Genomic DNA, 14936 nt, shown 5'->3' with positions numbered 1-14936 from the left:
ACTTCCTTCCGCTCCTTTTCTTTCCACCTTTCTATTTTGTCATTCCAATTTATATTTCATGCTTCATACAAAAAAGGATGTGACTTTACGTCACACCCTTTTTTTGTATTAAACAAAGTTTCTCGCATCATTATTTCTTCCAAATTTATAAATCGCAATTAAGAAGAATGCAATTGCAAAAGCAAATAAGATTAATATGTTTAAATACAACTCTGAGAACGGTATTCCCTGTTGTAGTTTTGCTATCGTATCTAATAACCAACGCTGCGGAAGAAAATCAGCTACTTTTTGTACCGCCTTTGGCATAATGTCGTACGGGAAATAACATCCAGCAAGCAAACATGTTGGTACTATCACTAAATTTTGCATTGCATTTGAAGCAGCTGAACTTTTTGAAAAAGACACAATGACTAATGATAAACCAATTGCAATTAAAGCGAATATCATAAGCACACCAATCATTACTATGAAAGGCATATTAATATTTGTATGAAAAACATTCGTCAGAAATAATACTGCAATGACAATTTGCAATGTTAATATCATCATATTTACCGCGACGTTGGACAATATAAATTTCTTTCCGTCAATTGGTGTTGATAATAATCTAAAGTACGTTCTATTCTCTTTTTCTTTTAAAATAAATCCTGATAAGTTCACTGCTGAAAACAGCATAAACATAATAAGATAACCCATCGTTTGATTTGTCATATCTTTATTTTTCGATGTATCTTCTAGCGTCTCCGTTTTCATTTTAAATGAACTTTTTTGATACCCTGCGTACATACTATTAAATGCACTTTGATCTGTTCCTGCTACTTTACTAATAGCTGCTACATTATCTATATAGTTGTATAAATATGATTTTATAAACCCCGTTACTTGATCACCTTTAATCGATGCAACTTCTATATGATCTGGTTCCCCTTCTCGAACACTTTTTGAAAAACCAGAAGCTAATGTAATAACTCCATCAAGTTTTTTGGAAGTGAGTTTATCCTCTACTTCAGACTCCTTAACCTTACTCACATTCACATGATTTAATCCTTCTAAAAACTTTATCGTATCGTTTGCTATCGGCTCATTTTCTTTATTTACAATCCCGATATTTAACGTTCCTTGCCCTGCATTTCCGTATATCGAAAAAGAGATGAGCGTCCCGATTATTGGCAAACTAATAATAATGATTAACCCTTTTTTATTTTTCAAAAGTACAGATAACGTTTTTTGTATGAGCCATAAAATATCTTTCATACTATAGCCCCTCCCGTCTACGTAATGCAATAATTGCAATTAATAAAAAGAGTGCTGATATTCCAATGTTTAAAGAAATGACTGGTAGTGCTGCCCCTACATCATTCGCATAAATAATTTTCATAACAGCTGTGTTTGCCCACGTTAATGGTGATAAATTCGTAACGAAATTTTCTTCTATTACGAAATATGCACCGCCAAAAATAGAAGCTAATTGCACTACCACCATAATAATTGCTCTAGACGCTTCAGGTGTTTTTGTAATATATCCAATCCCTAAACCGAAGCTAATTGCTAGAAAGACTTCTGTTAATAAAATAAGAAATATGATTCCAAGATGATCGCCCCAATTCGCTTGAAAGACAAATTTACTAAATAACATGACGAGCAATATGCACAGGGCGTTTGCTACAAGACTACCAAGCACTTTCCCAATGAAAATTTCAGCCTTACTTATAGGTGCAGCAATAAGGCGATCTCCTGTTTTACGTATTCGTTCGCCTCGAATTAGAAAACTTGCTCCCATCGCAGCGTACAGTGCAATCATCGTCGTCATTACAACCGCATAGTAATCCATAGAACCCGGTTTATTCGCAGCTTGTAAAGATGTTTCTTTTATATAATCATTATGATTTCCATTTGAAATAACTGCGCTCACCTTACTAGGATTAACTTTTGTAACTTCGGCTGCTACATTGTACTTATCAACAAATGTTGTTAGCATGCCTTCCACAATACTTCCCTCAATACTACTTTTGTCACTTCCGTAAAATTTCGCACCATCTTTCTTTAGTTCTACATAAGCAGCATATTTATTTTGCTTCACCGCTTCCTTCCCATCTATACCTTCAGAAGCTTTTTTAAAATGAATACCCGATTTATCAACTTCTTTCGCAAATGCTTCAAACGTTTGAGAAAACGTGCTACTTGCTTCATCCTTATATAGCACTTGTATATCTTTAATCGAATGACTATCACTATTAAATGCGTTTGTTAATGCTGTTCCTAATACAAGCATAAGCACAATCGGAAATGCTAACATAAAAACTAAAGTTCTTACGTCTCTGAAATCTCTTTTCATATGCATAATTGCAATATTGAAGATGTTCAATTGATGAACCTCCCTTTACCTTTTCTTCATTTACCGTTTATTTATCTCGTAAGTTTCTACCAGTCAACGTAAGGAATACCGTTTCTAAGTTAGGAGCCTGCTCCTCTAACGAACGGATTTCAATGTCATGATTGATGAAGTGCTGAACAATTTTATTTAAATTATTTAATCCTGCATCAGAATTTACTTTAATTACGTTCTCTTCAATTTGAACAGCTTTCACACCGTTTATCTCTTTTAATTTTTCTACATCTAAATTCTCTACCGATTTCACTTCAATCCAAATATCTTTCGTATCAGTAATAATCGCTTTTAACTGCTCTTTCGTTCCTTCTGCAATCACTTTACCGTGATCTACTATCGCTATTTTCGTACAAATCTCTTCTACCTCTTCCATATAGTGACTCGTATAAATAATCGTACTTCCCATTTCATTTAATTTCCGAACAGACTGCAGGATATAATTTCTTGACTGTGGATCAATTCCAACTGTCGGCTCATCCATAATAATTAACTTCGGTCTATGAGCAATTGCACAAGCGATATTCAGTCTTCGCTTCATCCCACCAGAAAAGTTCTTTGGATAGCTTTTCTGTTTATCGCTAAGTCCTACAAATTGAAGAGCTTCCTCGACCCTAGCTTTTAATTCCGCTCCTCGTAATCCGTACAATCCAGCAAAGAATTTCACATTTTCATAAGCTGTTAACTCTTCATAAATTGCAATATCTTGCGGAACGATACCGATATTCATCTTCGCAAATCGATTATGTTTCTTTATATTTTTTCCTAGTATGCTAATTTCACCTTCATTACTTCTTAACAAACCAGCAATCATGTTGATTGTCGTACTCTTACCAGCACCATTCGATCCTAAAAAGCCAAATATTTCTCCTTCTTTAATAGATAAAGACATATTATCAACTGCGATGAAATCACCAAATTTTTTCGTTAAATTTTTAATTTCTAAAGTATTCATCGTTTCACCCCTATTTCGGTTTCTCTGCTTTTAGTATAAACAAAAAGAATGAACCTGCTCAGTGCAGAAGTTCATTCTTTTCACATGAGATTATTCACTTTTTTCATATGAGATGATTCATCCTCATATCGGTAGCAACATTGTTACTGAAAAACCACTTGTTCCATCTACAATAATTTTACCATTTACAGACGCCGTTCGTTCCTCCATCCCCATAATCCCGAGACCTTTTTTAACAAGTGTTGCACCTTTTCCATTATCCTTCACTTGCACTTTCACCATCTTGTTAAGTACATGAATATCGATTGAAATGACTGTCGCATCAGCATATTTCATCGCATTTGTTAATGCCTCCGTAACATTTTCACCGATAATCTTCCACTGAATCGGTGAAATCATATCTAAGTTCCCTTTATAAACGAAAGGAATATTCACATCATGCTTACCGGCAAATTCCTCTATGAATAATTTCATACGATGAATACCAATTTGCTCAGTTGGTGGTTTCATATTTTTTAATGTAATCCGAATGCTTTCAATTCCATCTTTCGAAATATGAATTGCATTTTGTAATAACTCAGCAGATTTTTCTTTATCTATCGCCATTAATCTCTTTGCTGCTTCCATTTGAATGAGCGCACCCGTCATCGAATGACCAATTTTATCATGAATTTCTTGAGAAAGTCGATTTCTCTCTTCTAACTTAAATGTGTATTCTGATTGCCTTATATACTCTTTATTTTCATGTAAGCTTTTCGTCAATCGCTGCATATCTTTTCGCATCTTATCATTTTGTGATTCAAGTTTTAATACACGCGATATATACCGTTCTGCCATCGTTAATACGAGAAAAGAAAATGCAACAATTAATCCATATGTCATTCGAATACTTTCATCTGTAAATATAATAGGAATCATCATCATGATGAAGAGTTGCCATTTCTTCTCTATATAACGGAATATAAGTTCATATAAGTTCAATGGTAAAAATAAAATAAAGAACGAATGAATCTTCCATGTAAATAACATAACTAGACCAATTGATACGCAAGTTAATATGTTTTTGTACGTATCTGTTTTAAATATAGAGATCAGCACGTTTACAGAAAGATATAAAAGCAAAGTAAGTATAATCCATGGTAAGTTCTCTACATTTAAATAAATGTAACTAAACACAATATATATAAAGACAATTAATTTACTTACAATTAACCAAAATTCCATATCTTTAATCTACTTTCCCTGTTAAGTAATAAATCGCAATTTGTGTGCGATGTTCCAGTCCGGTTTTCCCTAAAACTGATGTAATATAATTTGCAATTGTTCCTTCTGATATGAAAAGTTGCTTCGAGATTTCTTTATTCGAAAAGCCTTTTGCAATTAATGCGATAATACTAAGCTCTCTTTCAGTAAAAAGACTTTTATCTATTTTACATTCTTCCTCTTTACTTTCCATTAAATTAGACTTAATTTTATCGAGAACTACATCTTGCATAACAGTTTGGCCGTTATATACTCCTTTTATCGCATCACGAATACGCTCCGGATCATTATTTTTTAATAAATAACCTTTTGCACCGTTCTTCACTGCGTCCAAAATATATTCATCATCATCAAACGTCGTTAAAATTAGTGGCTTCGTTTTCGTCTCTTCACAAATGAATTTCGTCGCCTCTACCCCGTTCATATTTGGCATACGAACATCTAAAAGGGCGATATCAATGTCGTTCTTTTTGCAATAGTCCACTGCTTCTCTCCCATCATTTACTGTATCTACCACTTCGAACTCTTCATATGTATTTAAAATAATTTTCATACCTTCTCTAATAAAAGAATTATCATCTGCTATTAATATTTTTATTTTCATGTTTGTTAGTATGGACATTCCCCTACTAACATTCACATCCTTTCTTCCTATAACATTTCCCACTTGCTCATTATATACTTCTCTTTACCATTTTTTCACACCTTTTTTCATATAGCCTCCTTTCTAAAAATATATTATTCTTTTTTTACAACATGTGTAGGGGGACCAGTCATTTCTTACGTCTATATAATAGAATGCGTCAAAAAGGAGGGAGAGACCCATTGAGGAAAAACAATTAATTGAAAAAGCACAGCAAGGAAGCGAACATGCTTTTCGTATCCTTGTGCAAACATATCGTCATTATATTTTTCAAGTTATCTTTTCTATTTTAAGACATGAAGAAGATGCGAAAGATGTTACACAAGAAGTATTCGTAAAAATTCACGCCTCTCTCCCAAATTATCAATTTCGCGGATTAAAAACGTGGATGGCACGTATTGCCACCAATCACGCTATTGATTATAAGAGAAAAAAAGCTAGAGAAAACGAAGAACTCTCCTTATGTAAAGAAACTGAGGAAAATATAAAATCCTCTCAAAATATTGAGGCTTTATTATTGACGAAAGAGCAAAAATTACTCATTGCTCAAAAACTGAGAGAACTTCCTGAAAATTATCGTGACGTCGTTCTCGCACATTACTTAGAAGAAAAAAGTTATCACGAAATTGCTTTGCAGGAAAACATCGAAGTGAAAACAGTCGAAATGAAACTGTATCGGGCAAGAAAATGGATTAAAAAACATTGGAAGGAGGAAGAGTTTCTATGATGCATTATTCAAAAGAAGATTGGCGCAATTATACACTAGATTTTATAGAGAACAATGAACGTGAATCTATGGAAGAACACCTTTATGCATGTGACCATTGTTTAGCACTTTATATGGAAAGTATCGATGAACAACAGGAAAACCTTCCAATGATAAATGATGATTCATTTACGAATGAAGTTATGACGCAAATTGATTTTGAAACGCTGCAACCTAATGAAAATATAAAAACAAACTCACTAAAGCGCACCATGATTCACTACATAATTGCCACTGCGGCTACAATTATTTTTATGGTAAGTGGTTTATTCCAATATATTTTTACAGCGACATCAAATTTAGAGAAATCTTCAAAACATAACGAGTCTTCTATCTCACAACAAATTGTAAACAAATCAGTAGACACATCAAAAAAGGACGGAGGTTCAAAGCATGAATAAAAATCCCTTTTTAGCACTTGTATTAGGGCTAATTCCTGGGCTTGGACATTTATATTTAAAGAAATTTGGACGGTTTATTTTATACAGCGGAGGAGCTTTATTACTATTTTCTTTCGCAGTTTTTTGCGTAGTAGAATTAATAGCGCGCGAACTTGCTTTTCTTTCTCTATTTTTACTAGCCGTGTTATGGGTGGTCAACTTACTAGATTTAGTTATCACAATTATTAACCAATCGAAAAAACAAGCAACCGGAGAATTAACAGAGTCCTCTAAAGAGAGCGAACGATTTTATATCATTCTTCTATCAATCATTCCTGGACTTGGACATTTTCAATTAGGACTTATGCAACGTGGACTTACATTTTTAGTAGCTTGCACAGGAATCGGAAGTATGATTATTTTCGTTGCACTTTTAACATCTCAAGAAAGTTTTCTTATCTTTCTCGTGACGTTACCTGTTTTATGGATTTACAATTTCTTCGATGTTGTTCAGCAACTCCAGAAAAAAGAACGTGGCGAGCAACTAGATGATCGTACGATTTTCGAAGAGTTTGAAGAGCACCGTGAACAAGGAAAGAAAAGTAAAACATTCGCTTCTATTTTAGCGATGTTCCCCGGAGCAGGACATATGTATTTAGGCTTACAGCGACGCGGTCTTCAGCTTATGGCAGCCTTTTTACTTTCCATATACTTACTTGACTTATTAAGACTTTCTGCGTTTTTATTTTTAGTTCCAATCATTTGGTTCTATAGCTTTTTTGACGCTTTACAGCAAACCGCAAAGTATGGAAAAGAACGTGTACATGACGAACCTATCATTGATTATTTTATCAATCATCAAAGATGGATCGGTATTGGGTTAATTACACTCGGTGGTTATTATTTATTAGATCAAACAGTCCTTCCTATTTTGAATGATTACTTTGCAACTATATTTAACATTCATCTTAGCGAGCTGTATTATCGCTATTTCCAAACATCTATCGTTGCACTCCTCTTAATTGGTGGCGGCTTTAAATTGTTACTTGGAAATAAAGAAAATAAAGGTGGTACGAAAGAATGAGAACATGGCGCGTTGGAACATTTTCAATGGGGCTTTCTATTATTGCATTAGGTTGCTTCTTACTATTTTCAGTTATAAAAGGTACTGAGGTATTAGATTCCTTAACAGCATGGTGGCCTGTTTTACTTATTATACTTGGCGTGGAAATTTTACTTTACCTTCTAATTTCTAAGAAGGAACAATCATTTATTAAATATGATATTTTTAGTATTTTCTTTATCGGTGTTTTAGGAAGTGTTGGCATTGCTTTTTACTGTTTATTATCAACTGGATTACTAGATGAGGTTCGTCATTCTATTCATACCACTCGCCAAACGAGTAATATTCCAAGTGGACAACTTAATATACCTGAATCTATAAAGAAAATTGTAGTGGATGCAGGACAGCACCCTCTAACAATAGAGGGAAATGATACAAATCAAATTCATCTTCTTGGAACATATGAAATGACGACGAAAGCTAATGAAAAACTTAATTTAAAACAAGAAGATTTTCTTTCCGTTCAAACAGCCGGGGAAACGATGTATATCACTTTAAAATCATTACCAGTTCAACATACGTTATGGAATTCCGCACCACAGGTCAAACCGACACTCGTTCTTCCACAAAATAAAAATGTAGAAGTTCGTGCTTCAAATAACGAACTATCCCTTTATCCAGGTCAATTACAAAATAATTGGTTTGTACAAGAAAGCTCAAGAGTGTCTGTCCATCTTGCAAAAGAGAGTGATGTATTTTTAACAGCAGTAACAAATCAAAAGGAACCACATGGCAGCACACCTTGGGAACAAGTTGAAGATGTAACAAAAAAAGAAGAGAATACTTCAGAAGAAAATCCAGAATTAAACGGGCAAGAACATTGGTATAAAAATTCGATTAAAACCGGGAATGGAACATACAAGTTAAATATTGAGAAAGCTTACAATTTAAATATGAGCGTTATTGAAAAATAAAAAAAACCTTCCGCAATTGCGGAAGGTTTTTCTCATATAATCGCTTTAATTCCCTCTAACACTAAGCCAATCATAAATCCGCAAACAGCTCCGTTTACTCGGATCCATTGCAAATCTTTACCGACGTTATTTTCAATCATTTCAATTAACGTTTTATCATCTAACTTATCAAGATTTTCTTGCACAAGCTTTCCGATTTTCGAATGGTTATTCTCAACAAGCTTCACAACTTGTTTTTGTAACCAACCTTCTATTTTTTGAACAGTCACTTCGTCATCTTTTATTTTATTCATTTGTTTTTGTAAAAATGGAATAACATACTTATCCGCAAATTCTTCATTGTTTACAAAGGCAACTGCTTTTTGTTGTACTTGCTCAAGCAGTTCTTTTATTTTTTCAGTACCATCCCAATTTGCAATCCACTTTTCTTTCCATTTTTCTAATTCCTGTAGCAACGCTTCATTTTCTTTTACATTTATAATTTCTTGACGAATTTTCGCTAATATAAGTTGTCTCGTGCTATTATCAGCATCTTGTAAGCTGTTAATATTACTAATAATAAACTTCTGCAAAATGCCGCCAATTTTATCTTCATCTACAATATTCATAAATGATTTCAAAGTAAACTGCAAGAATCCATCTACTTTTATATTTTCCATCGCCTTCATACCTAAGCTTCCGAGTTGGTAACGCGCTTCATCTTGCGCTGTCCAGTCTTTCACTTTTACTAATATGTAATCAAGTGTCTTTTCATCATATTCTTGCACAACTAATTGATCAACAAGCACTTGTAAAATGTTACTTGTATTCATTGTATGCAAATATGTTTTTAATTCTTTTTCAATAATAACCGCTAATTTTTCCGTATCTATTGAAACAATCGCTTTCTCCGCAATCGTTACAATCCCTTTTTTCACAGCATCAGACTGCATTTCTCTCTCTGCAATTTGCAGCACCATTTGTGCTAGTTGCATTTCTTTTACTTTATTCGTAATACTTTCTTTCGTTAGCCACTCATTTTCTAACGTATTGATGAGCCCTTTCGTTACTCGTTTACGGTTTTTAGGTAACAAAGCTGTATGCGGAATTGGAATTCCCATCGGGTGACGGAATAATGCTGTAACTGCGAACCAATCTGCAAGTCCGCCAACTAACCCAGCTTCAAATCCCCCTTGTATAATCTCACCAGCTACCGTCCCTTGAAAAGGAATAGAAGCCGCAAAACCTACTCCCATAACCCCAAGCGAAATACCCGCTATATATTTAGTCTGTAATGACATCGTATACACATCCTCTTATTATGTAAAATAAAGCTTTTTGTTGTATTTATTTGATATTAATTCTTTATATCTATACTATAATGAACTCATGCGAAAATAACAAAGAATTTTATGCACATGAAAAAAATGAGGCTGTAAAAAGCCCCATTTTTATTTTAACGTTACTTCCACACCTGTTTATAATACCCATTCATCACGTCTTCGGGAACCATACTTCCACCAGTTCCCCACACAATATGAGTACCTTTCTTTACCTTCACAGTTAACTGTTGTTTTTGTAAATACTCATCTTCTTTACATACTTTCACTGGCCCTATCATACCTGCTAACGCAGAAGGCTCTAAATAAATATTTTCTGTATCTGCTAGTTCCTTCAACAATCTATATAACTCTTCATCACTTACTGTGTAATTTCTACTTAAAAATGGTTCCATCGTTTTACCGACAAATCCAGATGGTCTTCCTACCGCTAGTCCATCCGCATCTGTTACATTATCAATCCCGATATCTTGAACAGCAATTTTATCATGAAGTCCTGTCATTAAACCGAGTAACATGCATGGAGAATGCGTTGGCTCCGCAAAGAAACAGTGAACGTTGTCTTTATACAATAACTTTAAACCAAATGCGACGCCGCCAGGTCCGCCTCCTACTCCGCACGGAAGGTAAACGAATAAAGAATGTTCTTCGTTTACTACAATCTCTAACTCTTCTAATTGTTTTTGTAAACGCGATGTTGCTACTGCGTATCCTAAAAATAAATCATGTGAGTTTTCATCATCTACAAAATAACAGCTAGGATCTACATCTGCTTGCTGACGCCCCTCTTCTACTGCTTTACTATAATCAGCTTCATACTCAATAACGTTTACACCTTTGCTTCTTAATAAATCTTTTTTCCATTCTTTTGCGTCTTACAAGCTGTAAAATCTTATATAAGAAATTTAGAACAACAATAAATATTTCTTAAGAAGAAAAAGTGTAGAAATTTAATCTTTCTACGCTTTTTAAAATATTCAATTTAGATATTCATTTCCATGAAATGACTACATGCACTATCAACTTAACAGAAATTTATATTATTATTTTAAATAAAGACAATCTTTCAGAAATACGTTATATTCCATATGAATTTATATAGAAAACATAATTAAAGGAGAACTGAACTTGATAAGACATATAGCTAGTTTCTTACTAGGAACATTTGTTATGATAATTGGTTCCTTATATATTATGAAGCCGGTTAATCATTTCACTATTTTGGAACGCTTCTCTTACAGAGAATATTTTTGAGATTCATTTTTCACCATGAGATTTTTTTACTTAAATAGAGTAACAGAAAGCATCATTTATGTTAAATCCAATTAATAATCATTATTTATTTTGATAGAATTTTTGAATTTCCTCATCAAAATATACCCAACCCTTCCAACCTATATGAATTGTATCTTTTAAAAAATACTTATCATATTCATGGTTAGAAAAATCTACAATAGGGAATCCAGCCCTTTTGATTTGTGCATATATTTTGTTATAATACTCATCACGTCGCTCTTTTGGAACGCCTGCATAATCATACCATGGTCCATTAAATGGAACGGATATAAAGAGTGGTTTTGCTTTCTTTTGTTTTAAAATATCTAATATAAGTTGAAAATCTTTATATTCGGGTGATTCCGTATATGACTCATGCGCTCGATAACCTTTTAAGTTATCTAACTTACTTTTAATATTTTTGTTATAGTAATGATTTACAATACCAAATGCATTAGAATCCGATTCCATTTCTCCAGTATTCTCCGCATGGTTACGAATTTTTTCCCAGGTAAGCAATCTTAATTCAGGATCAACATTTGCCTTACGAGATTTAATATCAAATATTGACATCATTAAGTCTTTGCGATCTAAGATATTACGGTATAGATATGCAAACGGCTTAGAAATCGTAGATTTTAGGGAATGAATTGTGTCATTATATACAATACCCTCTAATGAGTTTTTTAACAGTTTATCTTTTTGTACAATCTCGAATTCTAAAAGGCGTTTAGCGATCTGTCTTTTCATCTCAGGTTGTAATTCATCATTGAAAAGAAAATGATAGGCTTGTTGAGATGAAAAATTTGGTGCGAAGTGTAATTCATCCAAGCCTTCTTTCACAAACCATTGTGGTGAGAGTACAAATACCATTTTTCGGTTTTCTAAATTATCCATTAATGCAGAAAGACTTAGTACATGAGTCAAACTTTGTGTTCCACCTCGTCCAACTAAAAAAGGGATAAAGCCTTGATTGTTAATCTTAAAATAGTTTGAGGGGTGGTACACATCTAAACGTGAAAACTCTGATGAGCCATACATAGGAAGATATTTCTGATCCATTAGCATTTTTTGCTGTAAAACAATTCCTTGAAACATCTCTTTTTTTAGTGAAGTGGTTGCATCTTCAACCTTTTGTTCACTAACTAATGGCGTAAGAAAGCAAAGTGGAATCAATAACATTCCAAAAAAGAGAAATAAAGCTAAAAATAGCGGACCAAACTTTGGTTGCTTCATCTCATTTCTCCCAGTTTACTAGCGATCATGTTTGGCGTTGTCCAATGATCGCGCTCAAAATCAGAAATAGATAATTCAATACCCAAACGATCTTGAAACTCTACTAATAAGGACACCGTACCAAAGGAATCAAGAATACCCTCTTCAAATAGTTCAACATCTAGATTTTCTTTTACTATGCCGGTTTCACATATTTCTTCTAAAATATCTAATACTTTATTTCTAAATTCAGCCATTTACTTATTTTCCCCTTATTATCTACTATATTTTACTCTTTTTCTTTTATAGGAACCATTGCAAGAACTGATAGTTCTGCATTCATTAAATCTTTTATCACTTGATGAGAAGCATATACTGGTAGCGAAACAATAAACCCATCATCTACTTTTGTAATGTCTTTTTGTGTAACGTACTCCAGAAATACTTTATTTGCGGCCGCTACAAATTCTTCATCCCCTGTTCCATCAGGGTATGATACACCGATTTCTCCTAACATAATATAATATTGCTTTTTAATACCAGTCATATCCATTGGGTCAATAGATTGAATCGTGTAATTTACCATTTCAGATTTTACTTTCCTTTCAGGAATATCTAAGTCAAAAAACTCTCCAGCTTCTTCTAAAATAATATCTATATCTTTAATTGTTCTTATTGCATTAGTTGCTTCTTTAAAAGACATTAGTTGATCTGTTGATAAAATAATGTTTTCTGCATTTTTCTTAAACTGTAGATTTTCTAAAATCTCTTCCATTTCTTCTACATTTTCCAGAAACAACATGTCTTTCTCCATATGGAGATTTAATTCTTTTAAATTCATCAAATACATTTGTGAATATTTTAAATTCATCTCTTTCATTTCACGCAATTTTTCTAGGAATTTTAACACCTTGGCTTTACGATATGTTTCTGCCATCACTTTCACCTCTTAATATATTTTGTATACAGACGGTATACATTTCGTATACATAATGTATACGATATATATTAGGTTTGCAAGGATTAATTTTTCTTTTAGACAATATAAAATAAAGTTGTAGTTTAAAAAAAATCTAACATTAAAACTACCTTTGATTTTCTACTTCTGATTTACCTTGTGAGTTTACTAATACAACCCCAACTATAATTGTTACGATACCCCCAAAAATAAAAACATTAAAATGTTCGTCCCAAACTAAAACTCCAATTAATGCTGTTAATACGGTTCCTACCCCTGACCAAATTGCATATCCTATACTTAAAGGAATGGTCTTAAGGGCAAGTGACACGAAGTAAAACGAAAGCCCAAAACCAAGAATTACCCCAATAGAAGGGAGCAAATTTGTAAAAGCCTCAGACATTTTTAACATAGAAGTTGCAAATACCTCTGTGATAATAGCAATCGCTAAAGCAATATAACTTTTCATATTCTTTTCTCCTTTCATCATAATCAATGACTCCCTCCAAATTTTAAAATCATAACTCCTCCTATAATAAAAAGTAGGCCAAGTAACTTTTTAGGGTTCTTATTTTCTTTAAATATCGTCATTCCTATCAACGCTGTAAAAGCTGTTCCTAATCCGCCCCATATCGCATAAGCTGTACCTATTGGTAGTGTTTTGAGTGATAAGGAGAGAATATAAAAAGCTAATCCATATCCAATTGCGACGCCAAGTGAAGGGAAAAGCTTCTTAAATCCATTTGAGGATTTCAACATGGAAGCGCCAAATACTTCACAAAGAACCGACGTAATTAATAATATATAAGCATTCATTTTTATTCCTCATTTCTTGTCATATCAACTAATTGTTCAATTACTTTTTGCTGCATTTCTTTATCTAAAGGAGCTACATTTAACAATTGTGAATAATAAAGACCATCTATCGCTAATCGAATAATAGTTGCAGTTATAGGATTTAACCCATCCTGCTCTGTTTTTGCTAAAACGGACTGATAACTTTCGATTATACTTTTAGCCACATCTGGGTTTAACAAAGAGGTTGCAAGTATTCCTGTGTTTAATTGAGCATTATGTTCTAAGTCAGATTCAGCAACTGAAAGTAATGCACGGGACCATTTCCCTAATGAAATTGGATCGCTCTCAGCTTGTTTATAGATAGCAAGTTCATATTCATGGCAAATATATTCTGCTATCCCCTTTAATAAAGATTCTTTATTTGGAAAATGATGTAATAAACCCCCTTTACTAATACCCGCTTTCTTAGCTATAGCATCCAAAGTCACAGCATGAATCCCATTTTCGGTTATAAATTCACTAGTGGTATCTAATATAAGTTTTCTTTTTAGGTCAGATTTTGATAGCATATTTTACTTTCTCCTTTCTTTTATAGGTTTATTCAAATCTCCCAGAATAAAAAAACCGTCTGGTTGGTCTTTTTTAGGATACAATTTGTCCTCTAGTTTGTCAATTCATAATTTTTTTCTTTGATTTTAGAAAAACCTTATTTATTTTTTGATTATTCCTCCTAAGGAAAGATGAACATAAAAAAACAATATATGTACAAAAAGTAATGTTTTCTATATGTGTTATAAAGTTAAAAGAATGTGGGCATTTTTTAGTGTTCAGAAAATTGTATGTTTATGAACAGAGGGTGAAAATCAATAATATCAACGTTTTTTATCTATAATCGTGTTCATAAAGCGTGTAAATAAATGTTCAATTAAACTTGATTTTTT

16 protein-coding genes and 1 pseudogene are annotated in these 14936 nt (G+C 33.1%); 4 read left to right on the top strand and 13 right to left on the bottom strand.

The window, feature by feature from the left end; all coding sequences use genetic code 11:
* Positions 1-108: 108 nt before the first annotated feature.
* The 5 genes from ACTFSI_RS09030 to ACTFSI_RS09010 form a co-directional block, all read right to left on the bottom strand.
* Complete coding sequence (locus ACTFSI_RS09030) at positions 109-1254, bottom strand: ABC transporter permease (RefSeq protein ID WP_044790508.1); 1146 nt, start codon at positions 1252-1254, stop codon at positions 109-111.
* 1 nt (position 1255) lies between these two features.
* Positions 1256-2365: an ABC transporter permease gene (locus ACTFSI_RS09025; RefSeq protein WP_001020173.1), complete on the bottom strand. Its 1110-nt coding sequence runs from the start codon at positions 2363-2365 to the stop codon at positions 1256-1258.
* 37 nt (positions 2366-2402) lie between these two features.
* Complete coding sequence (locus ACTFSI_RS09020) at positions 2403-3341, bottom strand: ABC transporter ATP-binding protein (RefSeq protein WP_001093819.1); 939 nt, start codon at positions 3339-3341, stop codon at positions 2403-2405.
* A gap of 123 nt (positions 3342-3464) precedes the next feature.
* Positions 3465-4565, bottom strand: a complete 1101-nt coding sequence (locus ACTFSI_RS09015) for a histidine kinase (RefSeq protein ID WP_044790509.1) — start codon at positions 4563-4565, stop codon at positions 3465-3467.
* Between the two features lie 4 nt (positions 4566-4569).
* On the bottom strand, positions 4570-5208 hold the full coding sequence (locus ACTFSI_RS09010) for a response regulator transcription factor (RefSeq protein WP_000694113.1): 639 nt from the start codon (positions 5206-5208) through the stop codon (positions 4570-4572).
* Positions 5209-5491: 283 nt separating this feature from the next.
* Here ACTFSI_RS09010 and ACTFSI_RS09005 point away from each other — a divergent pair, with 283 nt between their 5' ends.
* From ACTFSI_RS09005 to exsE, 4 genes are read left to right on the top strand one after another with little or no spacing between them, the layout of a single operon-like run.
* Positions 5492-5974 (top strand): RNA polymerase sigma factor, encoded by a 483-nt coding sequence (locus ACTFSI_RS09005; RefSeq protein ID WP_265153271.1) that lies wholly within the window; start codon positions 5492-5494, stop codon positions 5972-5974.
* A complete protein-coding gene (locus tag ACTFSI_RS09000; protein ID WP_044790511.1) occupies positions 5971-6414 on the top strand; it encodes a hypothetical protein in 444 nt (147 codons plus the stop codon). Before ACTFSI_RS09005 ends, ACTFSI_RS09000 begins: the two co-directional genes overlap by 4 nt.
* Complete coding sequence (locus tag ACTFSI_RS08995) at positions 6407-7477, top strand: hypothetical protein (protein WP_001039091.1); 1071 nt, start codon at positions 6407-6409, stop codon at positions 7475-7477. The genes ACTFSI_RS09000 and ACTFSI_RS08995 overlap by 8 nt, the downstream gene beginning before the upstream one ends.
* Entirely contained in the window at positions 7474-8430 is a 957-nt protein-coding gene (gene exsE / locus ACTFSI_RS08990) for an exosporium protein ExsE (protein WP_044790512.1), read from the top strand. The genes ACTFSI_RS08995 and exsE overlap by 4 nt, the downstream gene beginning before the upstream one ends.
* Before the next feature lie 32 nt (positions 8431-8462).
* Here exsE and ACTFSI_RS08985 read toward each other — a convergent pair whose 3' ends face one another.
* The 8 genes and pseudogenes from ACTFSI_RS08985 to ACTFSI_RS08950 form a co-directional block, all read right to left on the bottom strand.
* Entirely contained in the window at positions 8463-9710 is a 1248-nt protein-coding gene (locus ACTFSI_RS08985) for a DUF445 domain-containing protein (protein ID WP_044790513.1), read from the bottom strand.
* 150 nt (positions 9711-9860) lie between these two features.
* Positions 9861-10624: pseudogene (locus ACTFSI_RS08980) on the bottom strand (D-serine ammonia-lyase); the annotation flags it as partial.
* A 460-nt stretch (positions 10625-11084) separates the two neighbouring features.
* On the bottom strand, positions 11085-12260 hold the full coding sequence (dltD, locus tag ACTFSI_RS08975; RefSeq protein ID WP_044790514.1) for a D-alanyl-lipoteichoic acid biosynthesis protein DltD: 1176 nt from the start codon (positions 12258-12260) through the stop codon (positions 11085-11087).
* Positions 12257-12496, bottom strand: coding sequence for a D-alanine--poly(phosphoribitol) ligase subunit DltC (gene dltC, locus ACTFSI_RS08970; RefSeq protein ID WP_044790515.1), 240 nt, complete (start codon positions 12494-12496; stop codon positions 12257-12259). Before dltC ends, dltD begins: the two co-directional genes overlap by 4 nt.
* Before the next feature lie 32 nt (positions 12497-12528).
* Entirely contained in the window at positions 12529-13176 is a 648-nt protein-coding gene (locus ACTFSI_RS08965) for a hypothetical protein (protein WP_044790516.1), read from the bottom strand.
* A 148-nt stretch (positions 13177-13324) separates the two neighbouring features.
* Complete coding sequence (locus ACTFSI_RS08960; RefSeq protein WP_041184198.1) at positions 13325-13666, bottom strand: DMT family transporter; 342 nt, start codon at positions 13664-13666, stop codon at positions 13325-13327.
* 23 nt (positions 13667-13689) lie between these two features.
* Complete coding sequence (locus tag ACTFSI_RS08955; RefSeq protein ID WP_000995315.1) at positions 13690-14013, bottom strand: DMT family transporter; 324 nt, start codon at positions 14011-14013, stop codon at positions 13690-13692.
* 2 nt (positions 14014-14015) lie between these two features.
* The gene (locus tag ACTFSI_RS08950; RefSeq protein WP_000949575.1) at positions 14016-14564 is read right to left on the bottom strand and encodes a TetR/AcrR family transcriptional regulator; all 549 of its coding nucleotides are present in this window, start codon (positions 14562-14564) and stop codon (positions 14016-14018) included.
* Positions 14565-14936 lie beyond the last annotated feature (372 nt).

The organism is Bacillus cereus group sp. MYBK101-2 (assembly GCF_051918845.1).
GTDB classification, from domain to species: Bacteria; Bacillota; Bacilli; order Bacillales; family Bacillaceae_G; genus Bacillus_A; species Bacillus_A paranthracis.
The sequence above is the reverse complement of the archived record's forward strand: the minus strand, read 5'-3'. Positions and strand labels throughout refer to the sequence as shown.

Excerpts from the sequence above, each read along its gene's own strand:
- ACTFSI_RS09030 (WP_044790508.1), bottom strand. The coding sequence starts at position 1,254 with ATGAAAGATATTTTATGGCTCATACAAAAAACGTTATCTGTACTTTTG.
- ACTFSI_RS09020 (WP_001093819.1), bottom strand. The coding sequence starts at position 3,341 with ATGAATACTTTAGAAATTAAAAATTTAACGAAAAAATTTGGTGATTTC.
- ACTFSI_RS09015 (WP_044790509.1), bottom strand. The coding sequence starts at position 4,565 with ATGGAATTTTGGTTAATTGTAAGTAAATTAATTGTCTTTATATATATT.
- ACTFSI_RS09010 (WP_000694113.1), bottom strand. The coding sequence starts at position 5,208 with ATGAAAATAAAAATATTAATAGCAGATGATAATTCTTTTATTAGAGAA.
- ACTFSI_RS09000 (WP_044790511.1), top strand. The coding sequence starts at position 5,971 with ATGATGCATTATTCAAAAGAAGATTGGCGCAATTATACACTAGATTTT.
- ACTFSI_RS08995 (WP_001039091.1), top strand. The coding sequence starts at position 6,407 with ATGAATAAAAATCCCTTTTTAGCACTTGTATTAGGGCTAATTCCTGGG.
- exsE (WP_044790512.1), top strand. The coding sequence starts at position 7,474 with ATGAGAACATGGCGCGTTGGAACATTTTCAATGGGGCTTTCTATTATT.
- ACTFSI_RS08985 (WP_044790513.1), bottom strand. The coding sequence starts at position 9,710 with ATGTCATTACAGACTAAATATATAGCGGGTATTTCGCTTGGGGTTATG.
- dltD (WP_044790514.1), bottom strand. The coding sequence starts at position 12,260 with ATGAAGCAACCAAAGTTTGGTCCGCTATTTTTAGCTTTATTTCTCTTT.
- dltC (WP_044790515.1), bottom strand. The coding sequence starts at position 12,496 with ATGGCTGAATTTAGAAATAAAGTATTAGATATTTTAGAAGAAATATGT.
- ACTFSI_RS08965 (WP_044790516.1), bottom strand. The coding sequence starts at position 13,176 with ATGGCAGAAACATATCGTAAAGCCAAGGTGTTAAAATTCCTAGAAAAA.
- ACTFSI_RS08960 (WP_041184198.1), bottom strand. The coding sequence starts at position 13,666 with ATGAAAAGTTATATTGCTTTAGCGATTGCTATTATCACAGAGGTATTT.
- ACTFSI_RS08955 (WP_000995315.1), bottom strand. The coding sequence starts at position 14,013 with ATGAATGCTTATATATTATTAATTACGTCGGTTCTTTGTGAAGTATTT.
- ACTFSI_RS08950 (WP_000949575.1), bottom strand. The coding sequence starts at position 14,564 with ATGCTATCAAAATCTGACCTAAAAAGAAAACTTATATTAGATACCACT.